Origin of the sequence: Streptomyces inhibens, assembly GCF_022221585.1 — a bacterium.
GTDB lineage: Bacteria > Actinomycetota > Actinomycetes > Streptomycetales > Streptomycetaceae > Streptomyces > Streptomyces inhibens.
Genome location: NZ_CP084681.1, coordinates 4,330,169 through 4,354,342, shown reverse-complemented (window position 1 = coordinate 4,354,342; position 24,174 = coordinate 4,330,169). Strand labels below are relative to the sequence as shown.

The window sequence follows — 24,174 nt, the reverse complement described above, 5'->3', positions numbered from 1 at the left end:
TTGGCGCCCCCCGCTTCCCGCCCCGGGCCCAGCTCTCCCTCCCCGATCCCCGGGTGGCCGCAGGCGCCCGGCTCTACACTCCTTTCGTATTTCGGACTCATGTTGCGGGGTGCGAGGGGGCGGGGCTGCTGTGAGCGACGTGCAAACGCTCGGTGAAGAGGATTTCCCGGCGGTGTTCCGGTCGGCGGACGCCGCTTCCCTGTCGGGGCAGCGCCGCCATATGTCGGGCACCAAATGGCGGCTGATGCTGGCGATCGTCGCAGCCGTCTGCGCGGTGTCGAACAAGGATGCCGCGGTGGCGGTGGTGCTCCTGGCCTTCCTGGCGACCGTCTACTTAGAAGTGTGGATGCTCACGGAGCGGCCGGAGCGGGCCTGGTACGACGGACGTGCCCTGGCGGAGTCGGCCAAGACGCTGTCCTGGCGGTACGCGGTGGGCGGCGAGCCGTTCCCGGCCACCCTGCCCGCGGACACCGCGGAGCGCAGATTCCATGAGCGGCTGGAGGTCCTGCTCCGGGAGGCCCCGGTCGACAGCATCGTCCCGGTGGGCTCGATGGCCGCCACCCGGACCATGGGTGAGTTGCGCCGGAGTCCGTTCGCGGTCCGTAAGCAGGCGTATCTCGCCGGGCGCATCGTGGACCAGCAGCAGTGGTACGGATCCAAGGCGGCCATGAACATCGCCCTGGCCCACCGCTGGCGGATCGGCCTCATCGTCGTGGAGGGGCTGGGTGTGCTCGCTGCCGTGCTGCGCCTGATGAAGGTCATCGACTTTGATCTGCCGGGTGTACTGGCGGCCGTACTGGGTGCCGGAGCCGCCTGGTTCGCGGTGCGGCAGCACGAGTCGCTCGGCCGTGCCTACACCTTCGCGGCCACCGAGCTGAGCATCGTGCACCAGCGGCTGTCCGCGACCCGTGAGGAGTCGGACTGGGCGCAGGAGGTGGCCGACGCCGAGGAGGCGATCAGTCGCGAACACACCATGTGGCGGGCGTCCCGGGGCGCCGCGTAGCCGGTTGCGCCCGCGGTGCCGCCCCCTTGCCTGATGGTGCGTCAGGCACGACGATGTCCCGCGCAAGCTATATGACGAACCGTCAGATATGGCTGGAGGGTGCGCGTGGACGGCACGAACGACACGGACGGTGTCGGCGGCACGAACAGTGTGGGCGGCGTGGGCGGCGTGGGCGGCGTGGACGGCACGGACGGCGTGGGCGGCGCGGACGGCGTGGGCGGCGTGGGCGATGGCGGCGTATGGCGGCCCGAGGGCGGGCGGCTGGCGTACGGGATGCAGCTTCCGGTGCAGTCGCAGAGCACCCTCTACGCGGAGAGCTGGGAGGCCGCGGCGGGTCCCGCCGATCTCGTCGAGCTCGCGCGGGCCGCCGACCGGTACGGATTCGCGTATATCGCCTGCTGCGAGCACATCGCGATCCCGCGGCGGCTGGCCGAGGCGATGAGCACGGTCTGGTACGACCCGGTCGCCACCCTCGCGCATCTGGCCGCGGTCACCGAGCGGGTCCGGCTGCTGAGCCATGTCGCGGTGGTCGGGCTCAGGCATCCGCTGATCACGGCCAAGCAGTACGCGACGCTGGACCGGCTCTCCGGTGGGCGGCTGATCCTCGGGGTCGGTGCCGGGCATGTGACGGAGGAGTTCGAGGCGCTGGGCGTGGACTTCGCGCGGCGTGGGGCGGTGCTGGACGAGACGGTCGATGCGCTGAAGGCGGCGCTCGGCCCGGAGGAGTTCCCGAAGTTCGCGGGGGAGCGGTTCGCGTTCGAGGGGCTGGGGCAGGCGCCGCGACCCGTGCAGACGCCGCGGCCGCCGATCTGGGTGGGCGGCTCCTCGCCCGCCGCCGTACGCCGGGCCGCGGAGCGCGGTGACGGCTGGCTGCCGCAGGGCGACCGGCGCGAACAGCTGCCCGCGCAGATCGCCAAGCTGCGGCGGCTGCGGGAGGCGGCCGGGGCCGGGGAGCCGGCGGTGATCGGCACCATCGCCGAGCCGCTGTACGTCGGCGAGCCGGGATGGGCGGTCGGCCGGCGGACCCTGTCCGGGGCGCCGGAGCGGATCGCGGACTCGCTGCGGGAGTACGGCGCGATGGGCGTGCACCAGATCCAGGTGCGGTTCCGCAGCCGCAGCCGCGGTGAGCTGGTCGATCAGATGGCGGCGTTCGCCGCCGATGTCGTGCCGTACCTGAACTGAGCGTCCGCACGTGAAGCGAGCGGCCGTACCTGAACTGGGTATCCGCGTCCGAGCCGACCGGCCGTACCTGAACCGAGCATCCGCACCTGAACAGATCAGCCAAGGAGGCTTTCATGGGCAAGTTGGACGGGCGTGTCGTCCTCATCACCGGTGCGGCGCGCGGTCAGGGCGAACAGGAGGCGCGGCTCTTCGCCGCCGAGGGGGCGAAGGTGGTGCTCGCCGACGTCCTCGACGACCAGGGGGAGGCGCTCGCCAAGGAGGTAGGGGAGGGGCGGGCCGCCTATGTCCACCTGGACGTGCGCCAGGAGGACGACTGGAGCGCCGCCGTCGCCGCTGCCAAGCAGGCCTTCGGGAAGATCGACGGCCTGGTCAACAACGCCGGCATCCTGCGCTTCAACGAGCTGACCAGCACCCCGCTCGACGAGTTCTTGCAGATCATCCAGGTCAATCAGGTCGGCGCCTTCCTCGGCATCAAGACCGTCGCGCCCGAGATCGAGGCCGCAGGGGGCGGCAGCATCGTGAACACCGCCTCGTACACGGGCGTCACGGGCATGGCCTACGTCGGCGCGTACGCCGCCACCAAGCACGCGATCGTGGGTCTGACCAAGGTCGCCGCACTCGAACTCGCGGCCAAGAGGATCCGGGTGAACGCCGTGTGCCCGGGCGCCATCGACACCGCCATGAGCAACCCGGCCCAGCTCGACCCGGAGGCGGACGGCGAGGAGGCCGCGCAGGCCCTCGACGAGCTGTACAGGAAGCTCGTGCCGCTGGGGCGGATCGGGCGGCCGGAAGAGGTCGCCAAGCTGGCGCTCTTCCTGTCCTGCGAGGACTCGTCGTACATCACCGGGCAGCCGTTCGTCGTCGACGGCGGATGGCTGGCCGGGGTCAGCGTCTTCTGAGGTATGACGATGCGTCAGTTCGCCTGGTGAGGCTCTTGACGCTCCTGGCGTGCGATGGAACAGTCGGCACATCGAATCTGACGGTACGTCAGAAAATGCTGAGGGACGGTGAACCTCCATGGAATTCGGGCTCTTTGTACAGGGATACGTGGGCAAGCGGGCCGAGACCGACCCGCTCGCGGAGCACAAGGCGCTGATGGAGGAGACCGAGTACGTCATCCAGGCGGACACCTCCGGCTTCAAGTACGCCTGGGCGTCCGAACACCACTTCCTGGAGGAGTACTCCCACCTCTCCGCCAACGACGTCTTCCTGGGCTACCTCGCCCACGCCACCGAGCGGATCCACCTGGGATCCGGCATCTTCAACCCGCTCGCCCAGGTCAACCACCCGGTGAAGGTCGCCGAGAAGGTCGCCATGCTCGACCATCTCTCCGAGGGCCGCTTCGAGTTCGGCAGCGGGCGCGGGGCCGGATCCCACGAGATCCTCGGCTTTCTGCCCGGCATCACCGATATGAACCACACCAAGGAGATCTGGGAAGAGACCATCGCCGAGTTCCCGAAGATGTGGCTCCAGGAGGAGTACGTCGGGTTCCAGGGCAAGCACTGGCAGCTGCCGCCGCGCAAGATCTTCCCCAAGCCGTACGGGGCCTCGCACCCGGCGATGTGGTACGCGGCCGGATCACCGTCCTCCTACGCCATGGCGGCGAAGAAGGGCCTGGGCGTCCTCGGCTTCAGCGTCCAGAAGGTCTCCGACATGGAGTGGGTGCTGGAGCAGTACAAGACGGCGATCCGGGACGCCGAGCCCGTCGGCGACTTCGTCAACGACAACGTGATGGTGACGTCGACGGCGATCTGTGCCGAGACGCATGACAAGGCCGTGGAGATCGCCGTCAACGGGGGGCTCAACTACCTCCAGTCGCTGGTCTTCCGCTACCACGACACCTTCCCGCGGCCCGAAGGCATCCCCGAGTGGCCCGAGCTGCTGCCCGACTACACCGCCGAGATCATCGAGCTGCTGATCGCCGAGGAGCTGATGATCTGCGGCGACCCGGACGAGGTGCTCCGGCAGTGCAAGCGCTGGGAGCAGGCCGGCGCCGATCAGCTGAGCTTCGGGCTGCCGATCGGGGTGTCGTACGAGGACACCATGAACACCATCAAGCTCATCGGTGAGCACGTGATCCCGAAGATCGACACGGATCCGGTGCACCGGACGACCCGGTTCCGGCAGGCGGCGGGCAGCTGATTCGCCGGGTTCGCCGAGCGATCGGACGAGTATCAGCCGGGTTCACAGAGTTCCGCCGGGTTCCGCCGGGTCCCGCAGAGTTCAGCCGAGTTCCGCCGAGGGGAAGGGGGCGCTCCGCCCATGCTCGACCACCTGATCAAGGGCGCGACCGTAGTGGACGGGACGGGCGCGCCCTCGTACACCGCCGATGTCGGCATCCGCGACGGGCGTATCGCGGTCATCGCCCCGCCCGCCACCGTCACCGAGGAGGCGAGGGCGAGCGAGGACGCGACCGGGCTGGTCCTCGCCCCCGGCTTCGTCGACCCGCACACCCACTACGACGCCCAGCTCTTCTGGGACCCGTACGCGACCCCGTCGCTCAACCACGGCGTGACGACCGTCGCGGGCGGCAACTGCGGCTTCACCCTGGCCCCGCTCCACCCCGAGCGGCCCGAGGACGCCGACTACACCCGCCGGATGATGTCCAAGGTCGAGGGCATGTCCCTGGTGGCGCTGGAGGAGGGCGCGCCCTGGTCGTGGAGTTCGTTCGGCGAATATCTGGACGCCCTCGAAGGGCGGATCGCCGTCAACGCGGGCTTCATGGTGGGGCATTGTGCGCTGCGCCGGTACGTCATGGGCGCCGACGCGGTCGGCGGTCAGCCCAGCGAGCGGCAGCTGGCGCAGATGCTCGACCTCTTCCACGAGGCGATGGCGGCCGGGGCGTGGGGCCTGTCCACCACCCAGTCGTCCACCCACTCCGACGGTGACGGGAAGCCGGTCGCCTCGCGGCACGCCCGGCCGGCGGAGCTGCTCGCCCTGTCGCGGGCCGTGGGCGAGCACGAGGGCACCCAGATCGAGGCGATCGTGGCCGGGTGCCTGGACCAGTTCAGCGACGACGAGATCGATCTGTTCGTGGAGATGAGCGCGGCGGCCGGGCGCCCGCTGAACTGGAATGTGCTGACGATCGACGCCGCCGTTCCCGAACGGGTGCCGCGCCAGCTGATCCCGAGCGAGCGGGCCCGGAAGGCGGGCGGCCGCATCGTGGCGCTGACGATGCCGATCCTCACCCCCATGAACATGTCCCTGGGCACCTTCTGCGCCCTGAATCTCATCCCCGGCTGGGGCGAGATCCTCGGCCTTCCGGTCGACGAGCGGATCGCCAGGCTCCGCGACCCGGACGTACGGGCCGAGATGCTGCGACGTGCGGACAGCAAGGAGGCGGGCGTCTTCCGGCGGCTCGCCCACTTCGGCCGCTATGTCATCGGCGACACCTACTCGGACACGAACAAGGGCCTGACGGGGCGGGTGGTGCGGGACATCGCGGCCGAACGCGGTCAGGAACCCTTCGAGTGCCTGGTCGAGATCTGCGCCAACGACCGCCTGCGGACGGTCCTTTGGCCCATGCCCACCGACAACGACCCGGACTCCTGGGCCCTGCGCGCCGAGACCTGGCAGCACGAGGATGTGATGCTGGGCGGCTCGGACGCGGGCGCGCATCTGGACCGGATGTGCGGCGCGCCGTACACCACACGCTTCCTCGGCGACTGTCTGCGCGGCCGCAAGCTGGTCGGGCTGGAACAGGCGGTGAAGATGCTGACCGACGACCCGGCGCAGCTCTTCGGCCTGCGGGAGCGGGGGCGTATCGCGCAGGGCTGGCACGCGGATCTGGTGCTCTTCGACCCGGAGCGGATCGACGCGGGCAAGGCCACCCTTGTGCACGATCTGCCCGGCGACAGCCCGCGGCTGGATTCCCGGGCGATCGGGATCAACGCGGTGTGGGTCAACGGCGTGGAGGCCATCCGGGGCGATGTGGTGAGCGGGGCCGTGCCGGGGAAGGTGCTGCGCTCCGGGCGGGACACCCGGACGGTGAGCACCCGGTGACGGCGGTGACGACGGTGGCGGGGAAGCCGGGGAAGCCGGAGGAGCCGGGGAAGCTGTTCATCGGCGGCGAGTGGGTCGAGCCGGACGGCGGCCACTACGAGGTCGTCGACCCGGCCGCGGAGTCGGTCGTCGGGCTCGCGCCCGAGGCGAGCCGGCAGCAGGTGTACGAGGCGGCGTCGGCGGCGCGGGAGGCCTTCGCGGCCTGGTCCCGTACGAAGCCGGAGCGGCGGGCCGCGATCCTCGACCGGGCCGCGGAGCTGATGCAGCGCGACTTCGCGGCGAACGCCGAGCTGGCGCAGGCGGAGAGCGGGGCGACGACCGGGACGGCGCGCGGGATGCAGGTCGCGGTGGGGGTGGCGCGCTTCCGGCGGTATGCGAAGGGGGCCCTGGAACCCGTCGAGCAGGGGCTGCCGCCGCAGATCAACGAAGCCGGACCGATGGGCAGGGCGGGTGTGCTGGGCGCGCTGGCCGTACGTCAGCCGGTCGGGGTCGTCACCTGCATCACCTCGTACAACAACCCCTGGGCGAACCCGGCGGGCAAGGTGGCGCCGGCCCTGGCCATGGGCAACACCGTCGTGGTGAAGCCCGCCCCGCAGGATCCGCTGTCGGTGTACCGGATGGCGGCGGCGCTGGAGGAGGCGGGGGCGCCGGCAGGTGTGGTGAATGTGGTCAGTGGGGCATCCGTGGAAGTCGGCGCGGCGGCCGTCGACTCACCCGACGTCGACATGGTGAGCTTCACCGGCTCCACGGCCGTCGGGCAGCGCATCGCCGAAGTGTGCGGTCGTGGCATGAAACGCCAGCTCATGGAGCTGGGCGGCAAGGGCGCCGCGGTGGTCTTCGACGACGCCGACCTGGATTCGGCGGTGGCCGGCATCGGCACGACGTATGCCTTCTACAGCGGGCAGATCTGCACCGCGCCGACCCGGGTGCTCGTGCAGCGGGGCGTGTACGAGGCGCTGGTGGAGCGGCTCGCCCGGTACATCGGCCATCTGAAGGTCGGCGATCCGCGCGCGCCGGGCACGGTGGTCGGGCCGGTGATCTCGGCCGCGCACCGCGACCGGGTGGAGTCGTATGTGGAGCTGGGACGGAAGGAGGGCGCCCGGGTGGTGGCGGGCGGTGAGCGGCCGGTGGATCTGGAGCGGGGCTTCTACGTAGCGCCGACACTGCTGGCCGACTGCACCAACGACATGCGGGTGGTGCGGGAGGAGATCTTCGGTCCGGTCGTCGTGGTCGTGCCCTTCGACGAGGAGGACGAGGGCGTGGCGCTCGCCAACGACAGCGACTACGGGCTGATCGACTACGTGTGGTCGGGCGACGTGGCCCGCGCCTTCCGGGTGGCCCGGCGGCTGCGGGCCGGCGGGGTTGGGGTGAACACGGTCGGGCGGAACATGGAGGCGCCGTTCGGCGGGTTCAAGAAGAGCGGGGTGGGGCGGGACGTGGGCTCGTACGCGCTCCATGCGTACAGCGAGCTGCAGGCGATCGTGTGGCCGGGGTGAGGCCGACACCCGCAACAAAGGCCTCAGTGGCAACTCCGTAGGGCTGCTCGGCAGCGCGGTCATCGGCGTTTCGACCGTCGCACCCGTCTCCTGCCTCACCTCGACGCTCGGACCCACGGTCGGCGAGGTCGGGGTGCAGATGCCCGCCGTCTTCCTCGCGGGCTTCCTGCCGACGCTGCTGGTCGCCTTCGCCTACCGCGAGCTCAACAAAGCGGTCCCGGACTGCGGCACCTCCTTCACCTGGACGGTCAAGGCCTTCGGGCCGCGGGTCGGCTGGATGTGCGGCTGGGGGCCGGTGATCGCGAGGCCAGTCTGAGCTGCGGAGCGACGATGCCTGCGCCAGGACGCCACGAGTCATAGTGGCCGGAGCCACGACGTGAGCGGAAGCAGCCGGACGTACCTGGGCAGGAGGGCCGTTCTGCCGCTCGGTGGAGGACATCCGCCTGTGGAGCGATGAACGGCGTAGCGGCGCAGGAGACCGTGGAGATCGGCGGGAGAGGCCCTCCCGGCTCACCCGATCGTCAGGACCGCCTTGCCGCGTATCTCGCGGTTGAGGAGGGCGGTGGCGGTCTCGCCGGCCTGTTCCCAGTCGGCCACCCGGTCCACGCTCGCCTGGAGCCGGCCCTCCGCCGCCAGGCGGACGAGGTGGGCCAGATCGGCGCCCGTGTCGCCGCCGGCCTGAATGCCGATCAGCGTCAGCCGGCTGGCGATCAGCTGGTACGGCTGGATCGGGGTCGGCTCGCCCGAAGTCGCGCCGATGGAGATGACCTTGCCGTCCGGAGCGATCCGGCCCAGCAATTCGCCGAGCAGTGCGCCGCCGACGTTGTCCAGGACGATGTCCACCGGGGCGTCGAGATCCGCCGGATCGGTCAGGACGTGGTCCGCGCCGAGCGCGGCCAGGCCCGTACCGCGCGCCGGGCTGCCGACGAACGCGTACACCTCGGCGCCGGCCTGGTGGGCGAGCTGCACCGCGAAGCGCCCCACGCCGCCGGATGCGCCGGTGATCGCGACACGCTGTCCGGGCACCACCCCGGCCGTACGCAGCGCGCGCAGCGCCGTCAGGCCCGCGACGGGAAGCGCGGCGGCCGTGGTGAAGTCCACCGTGTCGGGCAGCACGGCGAGTTCGTCGACGGGGACGGCGCGCAGCTCCGCCCAGCCGGCGTTCCAGCCCCAGGTGATGACGCGGTCCCCGGGCTTGGGGCCTCGGCCGCTGGCGGCGGCCTGCTCGACGACGCCCGCGGCGTCCCAGCCCGGGACGGTCCCCTCGGCATCATCGTCGGACTTGGGCAGCTCGCCGTAGTTCAGCGATATCGCGCTGATCTTGACCAGGACCTCGTCGGGTCCGGGGACGGGATCGGCGACAGCGCCAAGGGCGAGCCGGCCGGGTGCGGAGTGATCGACAACGAGGGCGCGCATCCGAAATCCTCCTCATGGAGCTGCGTGACGCAGCGTGGTGCACTGGCAGCCCGTGGTGCACTGGGAGCCCGTGGAGCCCTTGGAACACCGGGGTGCAGTGATGTGGGCATAACCGGTGGCTCACTCCGGTTATTCCGCGCGGTGGTCAGGAGAATGGCGGGTTGGTGGTTGGTGGCGCCGGTTCGGTCGGGCGCGCCGCGCGAGAGCCGCCGGCCGCCCGTCGGGCGGCCTCAGGCTCGGCGGCCCAGGAAGACCGGATTGGTCATCGCCGCCATCGGACCCGGCAGGCCCGCCGTGGTTGACGGGTGACGGACCTCCGCACGTATGTAGGCCGCGTAATCGGGGGTGGTCTGCCAGCTGACCGTGCCGTCGCCGGAGGGCGGCAGCGGGGCCGAATACAGCCGCCCCTGGTCGGTGACGAAGGAGACCGTGCAGCCCGGGGCGCCGGAGACCTTCAGTTGCGCGGTGACCTTCGCCGTGCGGGATACCTCCAGCCGCTCGGCGATCCCGGCGTGTTCGCCACGCTCACCGGTGACGGAGAACGCCAGGTCGACCTTCGACGACTCGGCGATCCAGACCCGGCCCGCCCGGATGCCGTCCTGCAGGGCGCGGCGGGAGAGATCGTCGGCGAGCACCACCGTCTGCGGCAGGCCGACGACATCCGGGTCGCGATGGGCGTCGCTGTGGCCGACGGCCGGCAACCAGTCGGCGCGGCCACGGGTGTGCGCGACCAGGGTGTTGTCCCACTCGGCGAGGGTGATCTCGTCATCGGGGGTGTACGGGCCGTTCCAGACCTCCACGGCATCGGCTTCGTTCAGCCCGAACTTCCAGTTACAGCCGATGCACGTGGCGTGCGGATGTGCCGGGATGACGAGGCCGCCGGCCCGTCGGATGGCGCGCGCGTACTTGCCGAAGGCGTTGTCGCGGGCCCGGTAGCGCCAGTCGATGAAGACCCCGGGGTCGGTGCCCATCGCCACCACGTGCCCATTGCGCGTGGTGACCTCCTCGCCGGTCAGGATCAGCAGGTCGTCGCCCCACAGGCCGTCCCATGCGCGGTGCGCGGAAGTGGTGTTGTGCTCGGAGGTGTTGATGAAGTCCAGCCCGGCCACGCGGGCCAGCGCCGCGATCTCAGCGGGTGTGCGCTTGCCGTCGGAGTGGATCGAGTGCAGATGGTTGTCGCCGCGGTACCAGGCGCGCCCGCGGCCCCGGGCCCGCTCGGGCGGATAAACGGGCGCCGGGGTGTGCCCCTGGGAGCCGTACCGCAGGGTGATCGTGACGTCGTAGGACAGCCCTTGCGGTGCGACCGTGTACGGGCCGAGGGCGATATGCCAGGTGCCTGCGTTGACGGGTCCCGGGAGATAGCCGGGGGTGGCATCGTCGGCGCGCAGGAAGAACTCCGTACGCGCCCCGCCCGACCAGCCACGGAAGCCGGCGCCGCCGAGCTCCGTGCCCCGCTCGTCGAAGATGCCGATATCGCAGGCGTTACCGGCCGTGCCTGCGGGGACGGTGGGCTTGTCGTAGCTGTAGGAGACGGCGATCTCCCGGACCCCGTGCGGCACTTCGACCGGCAGATGGACGAAGTCCGGTGCGCCCGTGGGTAGATGGCCGGTGACATGGCGGGTCTGCTCGCCCGGCCCGCCGCCGGACTGCCCGGTCCCGGACGCTGCGTCGGCGAAGCTCACACGTCCGAGCGTAAGCGCGCCCGTCGCGCCCGCAACCGCCGAAAGTCTCAGAACATCGCGTCGTTCCATCCCCGCCCCCGCGCCGTGTCGTGATGTCTCGTACCGCTGTGCGGCCGGCTCGTTGCGCCGTGTGAAAACTGTTGTACGCGGGTGTGACACGGAGGGAAAGGGCTGTGGATAACCGGCGGGCGGTGAGGCAACATTCGGTCACCCACACGCCTGACGGAGGTGTCCCCAGCATGCGGATCGCGACCACGATCTTCCTGACCGACGAGACGATCCGGCCGGACCGGCTGGCTCGCGAGCTGGAGCAGCGCGGATTCGCCGGCCTCTACCTCCCCGAACACACCCACATCCCCGCCAGCCGGGACACCCCTGCCCCCATGGGCGATCCGCTGCCCCGCGAATACGGCCGCACCCTCGACCCGTTCATCGCGCTCGGCCAGGCCGCCGCGGTCACCGAGCGGCTCGCCCTGGGCACCGGCATCACCCTGGTCGCCCAGCACGATCCGGTCGACCTCGCCAAGCAGATCGCCACCCTCGACTTCCTCTCCGGAGGCCGCTTCACGCTCGGCATCGGCTACGGCTGGAACGTCGAGGAAGCCGCCGACCACGGGGTGAAGTGGTCGACCCGGCGCGAGCTCACCCGCGACCGGGTGGCCCTGATGCGGGCCCTGTGGGCCGAGGAACCGACCGCGTACGAGGGTGAATTCGGGTCCGTACGCGCGTCCCTCGCCTACCCCAAGCCGGCCCACGGCGCGCCGCGCATCCTGCTCGGCGGTGCGGCCGGCCCCAAGCTCTTCGGGCACATCGCCGAGTACGCGGACGGCTGGCTGCCGATCGGCGGACGAGGGCTGACCGAGACCGTTCCGGTGCTGCGGCAGGCCTGGGCGGACGCCGGGCGTACGGGCGAGCCGGTGGTGGTGCCGTACGCGGTCCACCCCTCGCCCGGGAAGCTCGCCCACTACCGCGAGCTGGGCCTCCAGGAGGTGGTGCTGCAACTGCCACCGGCCGAGGAACCGGAGGTGCTGCGCACCTTGGACGACTTCGCACAGTATTTGTGACAACGGGGAGCGTGACGAGGACGGCTCCGGCCCCGCCTTAGGACCAACGGAGTACGGCCCTCCGGCGCGGGTCGGTACCGAAGACCGATCCGCGTCCGCCCCTCAAGTCGTAGCGTCGAAGGTGAAGGACCCGCAGATCAACGGCCCGAGGGAGATCAACGGCCCGAGCTGATCCGGCAGATCCGGCTGATCCGGCAGATCCGCCCAACGGATCCAGCTGATCCAGCCGATCCGGCAGACCTGGCTGATCCGGCAGATCGACGAGATCGACGAGATCGACGAGATCAATGAGATCGACGAGATCGACGAGATCAACGGACCAAGGAACTCCGGCGGACCCACGAGATCAAGGAGACCCCATGCCGAGCCTCGACCACACGATCGTGCACAGCACCGACCGCTTCGCCTCCGCCCGTTTCCTGGCCGACCTTCTGGGCGCGCCCGAACCCAAGGCGTTCGGCCCCTTCGCCGCCCTCAAGCTGGACAACGGGGTCGCCCTCGATTACGCCGAGCATGTCGCCGGCGGCGCCGAGTTCGTCCCCACGCACTATGCGTTCCTGGTGACCGAGGACGAGTTCGACGCGATACTCGGCCGCATCCAGGCGCGCGAGCTGCCTTACTGGGCCGACCCCCGGCACAGCAAGCCACAGGAGATCAACACCCTGGACGGCGGTCGTGGCCTCTACATCAACGACCCCGACGGCCACAACATGGAGTTCCTGACCCGGACGTACTCCGACGAGCTGCTGGCCAGCATGTAAGCGCGCCGTGAGCCGCCGCCGGGAATTGCCCCCTTTGGGCAGGGACGGAACCTCCGTCCGTAGTGATCAGTGGCACATCAACCACCCGTTCGACGACGGCGGCGCTGTCGGTGGGCGCTCGTATCCTCGGAGGATGACTTCCAGCGCGCAGGGACCTGACCAGGCATCCGACCAAGGAACCGACCGCGAAACGGGCGCCCTGCCCGGCCCTCGGAGCCGGCCCACGGCGAACGCGATGCGCCGCGCGCTCAAGCGGGCCCGCGACGGCGTGGCGCTGGATGCCGGCGAGGCCGCGGTGCTCCTTCAGGCCCGTGGTGAGGACCTGAAGGACCTGTGCGCTTCCGCGGCCCGGGTGCGCGACGCCGGCCTGGACGCCGCGGGCCGCCCCGGCGTCATCACGTACTCGCGCGGTGTCTTCATCCCCCTGACGCGCCTGTGCCGGGACAAGTGCCACTACTGCACCTTCGTCACCGTCCCCGGCAAGCTGCGCCGTGACGGCCACGGAATGTTCATGTCGCCCGACGAGGTGCTGGACATCGCGCGCCGCGGCGCCGAAATGGGCTGCAAGGAAGCCCTCTTCACCCTGGGCGACAAGCCCGAGGACCGCTGGCCCGAGGCCCGGGAGTGGCTGGAGGCGCACGGCTACGACGACACGATCTCGTACGTACGCGCCATGGCCATCCGCGTCCTGGAGGAGACCGGGCTGCTGCCGCACCTCAACCCCGGGGTGCTGTCGTGGACGGACTTCCAGCGCCTCAAGCCTGTTGCCCCGTCCCTGGGCATGATGCTGGAGACGACCGCCGAGCGCCTGTGGAGCGAGCCCGGCGGCCCGCATTACGGTTCGCCCGACAAGGAGCCGGCCGTCCGACTGCGCGTCCTGGAGGACGCCGGCCGCTCCAACGTCCCCTTCACCACGGGGCTGCTGATCGGCATCGGGGAGACGTACGAGGAGCGCGCCGAGTCCCTCTTCGCGCTGCGCCGCATCCAGCGTGCGTACCACGGCATCCAGGAACTGATCATGCAGAACTTCCGCGCCAAGCCGGACACGGCGATGCGCGGAATGCCGGACGCCGAACTGGAGGAGCTGGCCGCGACGATCGCGGTGGCCCGGCACATCATGGGCCCCTCGACCCGTATCCAGGCGCCGCCCAACCTGGTCGACGGCGAGTATGCGCTGCTCATCGATGCCGGGATCGACGACTGGGGCGGGGTGTCCCCGCTGACCCTCGACCATGTGAACCCCGAGCGCCCCTGGCCGCAGATCGACGAGCTGACCGAGCGCTGCGCCACGGCCGGCTTCGAGCTGCGTGAACGGCTGCCCATCTATCCGGAGTTCCTCCAGCGCGGCGAGCCCTGGCTCGACCCCCGGCTGCTGCCGCACGTCCGCGCGCTCGCCGACCCGGAGACGGGCCTGGCCATCGAGGACGCCCCCGTAGTGGGCCGCCCCTGGCAGGAGCCCGACGAGGGCTTCTCGACGCAGTCCACGGGCCGTACGGATCTGCACCACACCATCGACACCGAAGGCCGCACGGCCGACCGGCGCGATGACTTCGACGAGGTCTACGGCGACTGGGAGGCGCTGCGCGAGGCCGCCGCCCCGGGGATGGTCCCGGAGCGCATCGACACCGACGTACGCCAGGCGCTCTCGCAGGCCGCCGACGACCCTACCAAGCTCACCGACGCCGAAGCGCTGTCACTGCTGCACGCCGACGGCGCCGCCCTGGACACCCTCTGCAAAATCGCCGATGACCTGCGTCGTGACACCGTAGGCGACGACGTCACCTACATCGTCACCAGGAACATCAACTTCACCAACGTCTGCTACACCGGCTGCCGCTTCTGCGCCTTCGCCCAGCGCCGCACCGACGCCGACGCCTACACCCTCTCCCTCTCCCAGGTCGCCGACCGCGCCCAACAGGCCTGGGACGTGGGCGCGGTGGAGGTCTGCATGCAGGGCGGCATCCACCCCGACCTGCCCGGCACCGCGTACTTCGACATCGCGCGCGCGGTCAAGGAACGCGTCCCCGGCATGCATGTGCACGCCTTCTCGCCCATGGAGGTCGTCAACGGCGCGACGCGCACCGGGCTCTCCATCCGTGAGTGGCTCAGCGAAGCCAAGGCCGCCGGTCTGGACACCATCCCCGGCACCGCCGCCGAGATCCTCGACGACGAGGTCCGCTGGGTCCTCACCAAGGGCAAGCTGCCCACCGCCACCTGGGTCGAGGTCGTCAAGACCGCCCATGAGCTGGGCATCCGCTCGTCCTCGACGATGATGTACGGCCATGTCGACCAGCCGCGCCACTGGCTGGGCCACCTCCGGCTGCTGGCACAGATCCAGCAGGAGACCGGCGGCTTCACCGAGTTCGTCACCCTCCCCTTCATCCACACCAACGCCCCCGTCTACCTCGCCGGCATCGCCCGCCCCGGCCCCACCACCCGCGACAACCGTGCGGTGACGGCCATGGCCCGGGTGCTGCTCCACCCGCACATCACCAACATCCAGACCAGCTGGGTCAAGCTCGGCCAGGACGGCGCCGCCGAGATGCTCCGCTCGGGCGCCAACGACCTGGGCGGCACCCTGATGGAGGAGACCATCTCCCGTATGGCGGGCTCGAGTTACGGCTCCTACCGCTCCATCCAGGACCTGATCGCCATCGCCTCCCAGGCCGGCCGCCCGTCCCGCCCCCGCACGACGACCTACGGCCCGGTGACCGAGGAACGCCAAGCCGCCGCACTCGCGTCGGACGGGCATCTGCCGGAGCTGCTGCCGGTGGTGGAGTAGGCGGGGGGGGGGGGCTCCGCTGAAGCTGCTTCGCTTGTCGCAAGGGGGCAGGTTTCCCGGTACATCCGCCTGTTCCTCGCGAAGGGGGTAGGAGCCCCGGTGCATCCGCTCGCCCGAGGGGGGAGGCTCCCCGCTGCATCCGCCCGCTCCTGGCGAAGGGGGAGGCTCCCTGCTGCACCCGCCCGCTCCTGGCGAAGGGGGCAGGTTCCCCACTACACCCGCCCACCCCCCGAAGGGGGGTGGGCGGCGGGGAAAAACAACAACAGGGGGTGGGCGGCGGGGAAGGGGAGGTTAGCTCGGTGGGCGGCGGCGGAAACCACACATGGCAGTGCGTGCGCACGAATCGGGTCCCTCGCTGATCCGGCCAGCGGTTCACGTTGCACGCAAGCCCAGACACGCACCCCGCAGACACACAGCCGCAGACACGTCGGCCGCAAGCAGGCGCGCAGGCCGCAGGCAGACAGCCCGCAGGCACGCAGGCCGCAAGCAGGCACGCAGCAAGCCCCGCATCGTGGGCGGTAACTCGATGACCTGGCCTGGCCGACGAGTTATCCGGAGTTATCCACAGGCCCAGATCCTCAACTCCGCCGAAGGCTAATCTGCGGGAGCAGGGCAGCAAGAGCCGACGCGGAGGGGGTGTAGGCGGTGGGGCGCAGACTGTCGCGGCAGGAGTTGATCCGGCTGCGTCGCCGGGAGGGATTCGTCGGGCGGCGGGGCGAAATCGCGGCCTTCCGTGACAACTTCGCGCGGTCCGTGGAGGATCCGGCGCATCAGTTCCTGTTCCATGTGCACGGCCAGGCCGGCGTCGGCAAGACGTCCCTGATCCGACAGTTCGAGGACACCGCACGCGAGCACGGCGCGCCGATCGCGTACGTGGACGAGGCGGTGCACGGCATCCCCGAAGCGATGGCCGGCATCAGCGCTCAACTGGCCGCCCAGGTACGTTCTTTGAAGGTCTTCGACAAGCTGCTCGCCACGTACCGGGAGCGGCGGCACGAGGTCGAGGCGGCGGCGGTCGCCGCGGAAGGCCCGTCCGACCCTGCGGACACGGGCGATCCCCAGGGGGCCGCCCCCTCGCCGGGCAGCATCATCATGGCCCAGGCCGGGCTCGCCGGCCTCGGGTTGGTGCCCGGCGTCGGCGCCGTCACCGGAGCACTCGACCCCCGCCAGGTGGCGCGCGGCGCGGACCGGCTGCGCGGTCTGCTCAGCGCCCGGCTGCGCAACCACGATGACGTCCAGCTGGTGATGGCACCGGTGGAGGCACTGACCCCGGTCTTCGTCCGAGAAGTGAGCGCCGTCGCCGACGAAGTGCCCTCACTGTGCCTCTTCTTCGACACCTACGAGCGGACCGGGCCGCTGCTGGACATCTGGCTGCGCGACGTCCTGGTCAGCGACAGATACGGCCCGCTCGCACCCAATGTGGTGGTGACCCTTGCCGGCCAGACCGCGCTGGACCGCCGCTGCTGGGCCGACTACCTCGACTGCGTGGCGGACCTGCCCCTGGACGCCTTCACCGAGGCCGAGGCGCGGCAGTTCCTCGCGACCAGGGGCATCGCCGACGAGCACATCGTCGAGGTGATCCTGCGGCTGTCCGGCGGCCTGCCGGTGCTGGTCTCCACCCTCGCCGAGAACCGCCCGCGCGCAGCGGAGGCCGTCGACGACCCCAGCGATACGGCCGTCGAGCGCTTCCTGAAGTGGGAGACGGACCCGGTCCGCCGTGAGGCGGCACTGGCGGCGGCCCTGCCACGCCATCTGGACGAGGACATCTTCCGGGCCGCGGTGGATGCGGCCGCCGCCGAACAGTTCGGCTGGCTGTGCGGACTGCCGTTCGTCGCCGACCGGGCCGGGCGATGGCAGTATCACGAGGTGGTGCGTACGGCGATGCTGCGCCTCCAGCGGCGTAGATCACCGCAGACGTGGACGGCCCGGCACCGCCACCTCGCCGAGGCGGCCCGGCACCGCCGTACGGAATGCGCGACCGACGCGCACCCGGCGGAGTCCTGGACCGACGAACGCCGGCTGGAGTACCGGCTTCGGGAGACCTACCACTCCCTCTGTGCAGACCCTCGGCCCTCCCTCTCCCAGGCCCTGGCCGACGTCCTGGACGCCGCTGAAAACGAATGGCCCGCGGTACGCAGAGTGGTGGAGGCCATCCGCCAGGCAGGCGAGGACGGGGGCGCCCACGAGGTCAGTGACTGGGGCGACCGGCTGACCGGCGCGCTCGCCGAGGGCGGCGGCGGCCTGATCGAGGTCCTCACCGCACTGCTCGCCCGCCCCGGTCTGGACGTGGCTCAGCAGGCCCGCATTCACCGCATCCGCGGCCGTGAGCACCGTAAGGCCGAAGCCTGGCCGCAGGCGTTCGCCGACTTCGACCGCTGCCTGGAGCTGGAGCCGCGGAACGCTCCTGCGCTGCTCGGCCGCGGTCTGACACATCGCTATATGCGCAGCTTCGAGCGCGCCGCCGAGGACTACATCCGTGCCCTGGAGATCAACCCCGATTCGGTGGAGGCCGCATCCCAACTCGGCGAGGCCTACCGCCTACTGGGCCGCTTCGAGCAGGCCATGACCGAATTCGACCGGGCCCTGGCCCTTCAGCCCCGGCATGCCTTCACCATCGCCAGCCGCGCCGTCTGCCTCCGCCGCCTCGGCCGCCACGAGGAAGCCCTGGCGGGCCTGGAGCGCGCCATCGAGATCAACGCGAAGTACGCCTGGGCGATGGCCGAACGGGGCGCGACCTACCGTGACATGGGGCAGTACGACCTGGCCCTGGCGGAGTTCGACCGAGCACTGGCCGTCAATCCCACCTACGTATGGGCCTACGCCCGCCGAGGCATCACCCTGCGCGTCATGGGCCGCTACGAGGAAGCCCTTGCCGCCCTCGGGCGCGCGGCCGAACTCCAGCCGGCCGACCCCTGGGTGTGGGCCGAGCACTGCAACACGTACCTGGACATGCAGTGTGAGGAGCAGGCGCTCGAAGCCGTGGACCGAGCCCTTGCCATCGACCCCGCATACGCCTGGGCCCACATGGCCCGGGGAGCCACACTGCGTGCCCTGGGCCGCCATGAAGAGGCACTGGCGGCTCTCGGCCGCTCCCTGGAGCTCGATGGGGACGAAGCCCGGGCGTGGGGACTCCGCGGCGAGGTGGCCGGCCATCTGGGCCGCTACGAACAAGCCCTCGCGGACCTTGACCGTTCGATCCTCCTGGACCCCGTGTACGCCCCTACCCACGAGCAACGCGCCATCGTGCTGCGGACTTTGGGCCGCGCCGAGGAGGCCCGTTCCGAACTCTCCGCCGCTCTTCGCCTCACCCCGGACTGCCACCGGGCCCTGGCGACCCGGGGGAAGATCAATCTGCTCACGGGCCGACTCACCGAAGCGCTGACGGACTTCGACCGGGCCATCGAACTCGGCGCGGCCGCCGGCCCCACCTTCGCCCAACGCGGCAGAGCCCACCGCCTACGGGGCGACGACTCCCGCGCCCTGGCCGACTTCGACCGCGCCCTCGCCGACGCCGAGCCATCCGCCACCCTCCTGGCACTCAAGGCGGGCTGCCTGCGCCGGGCCGGTCAACTCGACGCGGCGCAGGGGGCGGTCGAGGCGGCGCGGGGAGCGATGGACGCCGGCTCCGGCGAACCGGTCGCCGGCCTGCTCGTCCGGTACGAGGCGGCGTTGCTTGCGGGCATGGTCAGCGGCGTGGACGCGACGACTGGGGACACCTGGGAGGCGCTGCTGCGGGCCGAGGGGATGGAGGAGATATCGGCAATAGCGGGCATGCCGGGCGGGCCCGATGGCGACGGTAGTCACCGTAACCACGGCACTCACGGCAGCGACGGGAACGCCAGCAGCGACGGAAACGGCCGGAGCGGCGGCAACCGTGTGATGGGGGCGGGTGCGGCAGCGGCAGCTGTAGCAGTCGTCAGTCGCTGTGCCCTGCGAGATTGGGCGGGCGCCGAGGCCGTCGTGGGCGAGCTGGTGGACGGCCGGCCTTGGGAGACCGTTGCCGAGACCGAGCTGGGGGTGCGCGACCTCGCGTGTCTGCCGGGCGCGGACGTCGAGCGGCTCGAGGCGATACGTAGCCGGCTGATACGCCACATGCGGGCGACGGCCGCCGCCCTGGGGTGACCGAGCGGGCGTGGTGAACGAGCAAGTCAGGTGACTGCCGCCCAGGAGGCTCAGTAACCAAGGAGGCTCAGCGACTGAGGAGGCTCAGCGACTGAGGAGGCTCAGCGACTGAGGAGGCCCGTTGGCCGAGGCGACGGAGGCGTAGTGGCCGGGGTGATGTGGCTGCCGGGGTGATGTTGGGGCCCGGAGCGGGGGAGCTGGATTGGTTGGTGGTTCTCACTCTCCCTCGTATTCAGCCTCGTGCTGCAGGATGCACTGCTGCCATTGCGACAGTGCCTCCTCGCGGTCGCCTCCGCTGTCCTGGGCGGCGACGATCAGGGCGTCGGCGGCCATGGCGGCGAGCCGTACCGCGATATGGCAGACATCGCGCTGGGGGAGCGGCCGGAGGAGTTCCACCGCGCCGTCGCTGTCTCCGGAGAGCGCGGAGGCGACGACGGCCATGGTGGTGCGATCCCACTCGTACTCGGACATGGGGAGAGCATGCCCAGCGGGCGGCGCAGCCATCATCGAACGGATGGCCGCCGATCGGGGAGGGGTGAGGAGGGGCGGGGAGGGGGAGGGGCCCCTCCCCCTCCCCGCCCAGTTGCCCCCACCCCAGCTGTCCGCCCAGCCGTCGGCCCAGTTGCCTGCCCAGTCGTCAGCGGAGTCGTCAACGGAGTCGTCAGCCCAGTTGTCGGATCGGGGTTCCCGCCAGGAAGGCGGTGATGTCTTCGACGGCCTGTTGGAAGTAGCCCTCGTAGTTGCGGTGAGTGACATAGCCGAGGTGGGGGAGGGCGAGGACGTTCGGGAGGGTGCGTAGGGGGTGGTCGGCAGGCAGCGGTTCGTGGTCGAAGACGTCCAGGCCGGCGCCGGCGATCCAGTTTTCGCGCAACGCCTGGAGCAGCGCGGGCTGGTCGACGATGGCGGCGCGGGAGGTGTTGACGAGGTAGCTGGTGGGGCGCATCCGGCGGAGTTCGTCGGCGCCGAGGAGGCCGCGGGTGCGGTCGCCGAGGACGAGGTGCACGGAGACGAAGTCGCTGGTCTCCAGGAGCTCTTTCTTGGTGGCGGTGGCGCGGACGCCCGCCTCCGCGGCGCGTTCGGCGGTCAGATTCCGGCTCCAGGCCACGACGTTCATGCCGAATGCCTGGCCGATCCGGGCGACCCGGGTGCCGGTCTTGCCCAGGCCGAGCAGTCCGAGCGTACGGCCGTGCAGATCGGCGCCGAGCGTGCTCTGCCAGGGGCCGCCGGTCCGCATCGCGGAGTTCTCGGTGACGATGTTGCGGGCGAGGCCCAGGATCAGCGCCCAGGTCAGTTCGACGGGCGGTTCGGTGTGGCTGGCCGTGCCGCAGACGGTGACGCCGTGCCGGGCGGCGGCCTCCAGATCGATGGCGGCGTTGCGCATTCCGGAGGTGATCAGAAGCCGGAGGCGAGGCAGCCGGGCGAGGAGCGAGGCGGGGAAGGGGGTGCGCTCGCGCATCGCGACGACGATCTCGCAGTCGCCGATCGAGGCGACCACCTCGTCCTCGGAGCGGAAGGGCTGCCGCAGTGTACGGACGTCCACGGAGTCGGCCACGGAGGACCAGTCGGCCATGGAGAGGGCGACGCCCTGGTAGTCGTCGAGTACGGCGCAGCGCGGAGTCATGCTGGGTTCCCCCGGAGGTGTGGCGGACGGCGGATGGCCGGATGGTGTTCATCGGGACCGTACCGGCCAAAAGCCTCCTAGTGAGTGACTGTTCGCATTACTCACCTGGCCAGAAATTGATCAATCCTGGTCGATTACAGTGCTGCGCCAGGGGCATCTGCAAGGCCCCGGAACGTTGTGAGCTTCGGGAGGCGCAGTGAGTGCAGCGGGAGGCGGCGCCGCCATCTGGGGGCGCGCGGAACAGCAGGATTTCCGCAGCCGGGTACGCGGCTGTCTGCTCGGCGGCGCCATCGGCGATGCGCTCGGCGCGGGCATCGAATTCGACTCGCTGGACGCGATCCGTGAGGCGCACGGCCAGGAGGGCGTGACGGATTTCGTGCCCGCTTACGGGCGGCGCGGCGCGGTCACCGACGACACCCAGATGACCCTGTTCACCGTCGACGGCCTGATCCGCGCCCAGGTACGGCGCGACACCGGCGCCTGGCACCCGCCCACCGACGTCCACCGCGCCTATCTGCGCTGGGCCGCCACCCAGAACGACTGGGGCCCGGACGAGCGCAAGAAGGACGACGGCTGGCTCGCCCGCGAGGAGTGGCTCTACTCCCGCCGCGCGCCCGGCCGGGCCTGTCTGAGCGGCCTCGGCGACGAGGCGATGGGCACCCTCGACAAGCCCAAGAACCCGGACTCGAAGGGCTGCGGCGCGGTGATGCGCTCCGCGCCGTTCGGCCTGCTGGTCGGCTGGGAGCCGCAGCTGGTCTTCCAGCTCGCCGCCGAGTGCGCGGCACAGACGCACGGCCACCCCACCGGCTACCTGGCGGCCGGCGCGTTCGCGGTCATCAGCCACTCCCTGGCCCGCGGCGAGGACCTCGACGGCGCCGTACAGAAAGCGCTGGCGCATCTCGCCACCCGCCCCGGCCACGAGGAGACCACCGACGCCCTCAAGCGCGCGCTCGGCGCCGTACGGCAGGGCATGCCGACGCCGGCCCGGGTGGAATCGCTGGGCGAGGGCTGGACGGCCGAGGAGGCGCTGGCGATCGGCGTGTACTGCGCACTGGTCGCCGAGGACATCCGGCACGGCCTGCTGCTCGCCGTCAACCACGGCGGCGACAGCGACTCCACCGGCGCCATCTGCGGCAATCTGCTGGGCACACTGCACGGCGAGACGGCGCTGCCGCCGGTGTGGCTGGTCGAGCTGGAGGGCCGGGACACGATTCTGCAGCTGGCCGACGACTTCTCGATGGAGATGACGCAGGGGGCGGCGCTGCACGGGCCTGCCGGGTCGTCGCCGGGGTGGCTCGCCCGGTATCCGCGCGCGTAGCAGGCCGGCGGTCACGGCCACGGGCCACGAACCGCAAGCCACCGGCCACGGGCCACGAACCGCAAGCCACCGGCCACGGGCCACGAACCGCAAGCCACCGGCTACGGGCCACCATCCGCAAGCCACCGGCTACGGGCCACCATCCGCAAGCCACCGGCTACGGGCCACCATCCGCAAGCCACCGGCTACGGGCCACCATCCGCAAGCCACCGGCTACGGGCCACCAACCGCAAGCCACCGGCTACGGGCCACCAACCGCAAGCCACGAGTCCCAACAGCCACCCACCGTAAGTCGTCGGCCACTAAGCGCAGCACACCCGCCCGCTCACTCCCCCCGAAGCTCGTGCGCCCAGTAGCCCGCGGCATACGTCTCGTCGATGATCACGCAATGGGCGGCCAGCAGCCGACTCGGGCGCAGACCGAAGGTGGCGTGGAAGGTGCTGCTGAGGTGGGAGGGGCTGGAGAAGCCTGCCTCCGCGGATGCCGCGGTGAGGGTGCCGTGGTCCAGCAGTGTCCGCGCGGCGCGCAGCATCCGCGCCCACATCCGGTGGCGGCGGAAGCTGGTGCCGGTCTGCTCACGGAACAGGTGCAGGAACCGGGACCGGGACAGACCGGCTCGGACGGCGTACTCCGTCGCGCCGTCGGGCAGCTGCGGCTCCCGGAGCAGCCGGCGTACCGCGGCCCGGATCCGCGGATCGATGTCCGGGCGCTCCGCCGGCTCGGGCGCCGCGCAGAGCCGTACGAGGTCCGTCTCCGCCACGGCGGAGACCGTCACCGCCTCCTCGCCCGCTCCCAGGGCCTCCCGGCAGGCGCGTTCCGCGGCCGAGCCCGGCTCGAAGTAGCAGAAGGTCATCCAGCCGCCGTGCGCCTCGATCCGGTGCGGCACCCGGGGCCGTATCAGCGCACTACGGGCCGTACGGCGCACTCCGTCCGCCGTCTCGACGGTGAACTCCGTGTCGACGCCGAGGGCGAGGCAGGAGACCGAGCCGGAGTGCAGATCCAGTTCCAGCGACGGTCCGCTGTAGACGGCGTGCCCGAGCCACAGATTGAGCTGCGCCGACGGGCCGCGGCAGCACGTTGATGAAAGCGCGTCCTCGGTCATGCACGGCATCCTCGCGCACATGACGCACACCCTCATCCAGATGACGCACACCCCCGCCACCCACACCCTCACCGACATCGGGCACACCCTCGGCGCCGACGTCCTCGCCGCCAACACCCCTGCCGGAAGCGCCCTGTTCACCACCGTGCACACCGCCCTGGCGCTCTTCTTTCTCGGCATGGGGCTGTACGGACTGTCCGCGCCCGCCCGTCTGGTCCGCCCGTTCGGCATCCGTCTCGACGGGGCGGCGGCCCGTACCGAAGTACGGGCCGTCTACGGCGGGTTCGGCGTCGCGATGGCCGCCCTGCTCGGCTGGGCCGCGGCCGATCCGTCGGATGCGCTGTGCCGGGGTGCGGTGCTCGCGGTCGCGGTCGCGCTGCTCGGGATGGCCGGCGGCCGGCTCGCGGCACGCCTCACCGAGCCGCCGGGATCGTGGTACCCGTCGTGGTTCTACTGCGGGGTGGAGGTGTGCGGTGGGGGCGTGCTGCTGGCCACGGTCATGGCCACGGCACCGGTCCCGTCAGCCTGAACCGCAACCCACGCCACGCCACGCCGACGCCACACCCACACCCACGGCGCCCCGAACAGCAACCCACCACCATGCCACCGCCCCCCCCACACAC

18 protein-coding genes and 1 pseudogene are annotated in these 24,174 nt (G+C 71.0%); 13 read left to right on the top strand and 6 right to left on the bottom strand.

Annotation, left to right across the window (positions count from 1 at the left end):
* The first annotated feature begins 130 nt into the window (after positions 1-130).
* The 7 genes and pseudogenes from KI385_RS19785 to KI385_RS19755 all read left to right on the top strand — a co-directional run.
* A complete protein-coding gene (locus tag KI385_RS19785) occupies positions 131-1,003 on the top strand; it encodes a DUF4231 domain-containing protein (RefSeq protein WP_238573487.1) in 873 nt (290 codons plus the stop codon).
* A 273-nt stretch (positions 1,004-1,276) separates the two neighbouring features.
* Positions 1,277-2,185, top strand: coding sequence for an LLM class F420-dependent oxidoreductase (locus tag KI385_RS19780; protein ID WP_238577762.1), 909 nt, complete (start codon positions 1,277-1,279; stop codon positions 2,183-2,185).
* A gap of 113 nt (positions 2,186-2,298) precedes the next feature.
* Positions 2,299-3,084 (top strand): SDR family NAD(P)-dependent oxidoreductase, encoded by a 786-nt coding sequence (locus tag KI385_RS19775; protein ID WP_238573486.1) that lies wholly within the window; start codon positions 2,299-2,301, stop codon positions 3,082-3,084.
* Positions 3,085-3,202: 118 nt separating this feature from the next.
* The gene (locus KI385_RS19770) at positions 3,203-4,327 is read left to right on the top strand and encodes an LLM class flavin-dependent oxidoreductase (protein ID WP_238573485.1); all 1,125 of its coding nucleotides are present in this window, start codon (positions 3,203-3,205) and stop codon (positions 4,325-4,327) included.
* A 120-nt stretch (positions 4,328-4,447) separates the two neighbouring features.
* Positions 4,448-6,187 carry an N-acyl-D-amino-acid deacylase family protein gene (locus KI385_RS19765; RefSeq protein ID WP_238573484.1) on the top strand — a complete coding sequence of 580 codons (1,740 nt, stop codon included), beginning with the start codon at positions 4,448-4,450 and terminating at the stop codon, positions 6,185-6,187.
* The gene (locus tag KI385_RS19760; protein ID WP_238573483.1) at positions 6,184-7,683 is read left to right on the top strand and encodes an aldehyde dehydrogenase family protein; all 1,500 of its coding nucleotides are present in this window, start codon (positions 6,184-6,186) and stop codon (positions 7,681-7,683) included. Before KI385_RS19765 ends, KI385_RS19760 begins: the two co-directional genes overlap by 4 nt.
* Positions 7,643-7,987: pseudogene (locus tag KI385_RS19755) on the top strand (amino acid transporter); the annotation flags it as partial. The gene KI385_RS19760 and the pseudogene KI385_RS19755, both read left to right, overlap by 41 nt.
* A gap of 206 nt (positions 7,988-8,193) precedes the next feature.
* On the opposite strand, the gene KI385_RS19750 reads toward KI385_RS19755, so the two are convergent.
* Positions 8,194-9,099, bottom strand: a complete 906-nt coding sequence (locus tag KI385_RS19750) for a zinc-binding dehydrogenase (RefSeq protein ID WP_238573482.1) — start codon at positions 9,097-9,099, stop codon at positions 8,194-8,196.
* A 230-nt stretch (positions 9,100-9,329) separates the two neighbouring features.
* A complete protein-coding gene (locus KI385_RS19745; protein ID WP_238573481.1) occupies positions 9,330-10,850 on the bottom strand; it encodes a CehA/McbA family metallohydrolase in 1,521 nt (506 codons plus the stop codon).
* A 170-nt stretch (positions 10,851-11,020) separates the two neighbouring features.
* Here KI385_RS19745 and KI385_RS19740 point away from each other — a divergent pair, with 170 nt between their 5' ends.
* Positions 11,021-11,845, top strand: a complete 825-nt coding sequence (locus KI385_RS19740) for a TIGR03619 family F420-dependent LLM class oxidoreductase (RefSeq protein WP_238573480.1) — start codon at positions 11,021-11,023, stop codon at positions 11,843-11,845.
* Positions 11,846-11,947: 102 nt separating this feature from the next.
* Here the strand turns inward: KI385_RS19740 and KI385_RS19735 are convergent, their stop codons facing one another.
* Positions 11,948-12,187 carry a hypothetical protein gene (locus tag KI385_RS19735; protein ID WP_238573479.1) on the bottom strand — a complete coding sequence of 80 codons (240 nt, stop codon included), beginning with the start codon at positions 12,185-12,187 and terminating at the stop codon, positions 11,948-11,950.
* Positions 12,188-12,204: 17 nt separating this feature from the next.
* On the opposite strand from KI385_RS19735, the gene KI385_RS19730 reads away from it, so the two are divergent.
* The 3 genes from KI385_RS19730 (at position 12,205) to KI385_RS19720 (ending at position 19,510) form a co-directional block, all read left to right on the top strand.
* Entirely contained in the window at positions 12,205-12,606 is a 402-nt protein-coding gene (locus tag KI385_RS19730; protein ID WP_238573478.1) for a VOC family protein, read from the top strand.
* Positions 12,607-12,739: 133 nt separating this feature from the next.
* On the top strand, positions 12,740-15,388 hold the full coding sequence (locus KI385_RS19725; RefSeq protein ID WP_281066880.1) for a bifunctional FO biosynthesis protein CofGH: 2,649 nt from the start codon (positions 12,740-12,742) through the stop codon (positions 15,386-15,388).
* 645 nt (positions 15,389-16,033) lie between these two features.
* A complete protein-coding gene (locus KI385_RS19720; RefSeq protein WP_238573477.1) occupies positions 16,034-19,510 on the top strand; it encodes an ATP-binding protein in 3,477 nt (1,158 codons plus the stop codon).
* 216 nt (positions 19,511-19,726) lie between these two features.
* On the opposite strand, the gene KI385_RS19715 is transcribed toward KI385_RS19720, so the two are convergent.
* Both KI385_RS19715 and KI385_RS19710 read right to left on the bottom strand, forming a co-directional pair.
* Positions 19,727-19,981: a hypothetical protein gene (locus tag KI385_RS19715; protein ID WP_033271241.1), complete on the bottom strand. Its 255-nt coding sequence runs from the start codon at positions 19,979-19,981 to the stop codon at positions 19,727-19,729.
* A gap of 190 nt (positions 19,982-20,171) precedes the next feature.
* On the bottom strand, positions 20,172-21,131 hold the full coding sequence (locus KI385_RS19710; RefSeq protein ID WP_238573476.1) for a D-2-hydroxyacid dehydrogenase family protein: 960 nt from the start codon (positions 21,129-21,131) through the stop codon (positions 20,172-20,174).
* A gap of 196 nt (positions 21,132-21,327) precedes the next feature.
* Between KI385_RS19710 and KI385_RS19705 the strand changes: the two genes are divergently transcribed.
* Positions 21,328-22,449, top strand: a complete 1,122-nt coding sequence (locus tag KI385_RS19705; RefSeq protein WP_238573475.1) for an ADP-ribosylglycohydrolase family protein — start codon at positions 21,328-21,330, stop codon at positions 22,447-22,449.
* 325 nt (positions 22,450-22,774) lie between these two features.
* Here the strand turns inward: KI385_RS19705 and KI385_RS19700 are convergent, their stop codons facing one another.
* Positions 22,775-23,551, bottom strand: a complete 777-nt coding sequence (locus KI385_RS19700) for an AraC family transcriptional regulator (protein ID WP_238573474.1) — start codon at positions 23,549-23,551, stop codon at positions 22,775-22,777.
* A 19-nt stretch (positions 23,552-23,570) separates the two neighbouring features.
* Between KI385_RS19700 and KI385_RS19695 the strand changes: the two genes are divergently transcribed.
* Positions 23,571-24,080 (top strand): DUF4345 domain-containing protein, encoded by a 510-nt coding sequence (locus KI385_RS19695; RefSeq protein WP_238573473.1) that lies wholly within the window; start codon positions 23,571-23,573, stop codon positions 24,078-24,080.
* Positions 24,081-24,174: the final 94 nt, after the last annotated feature.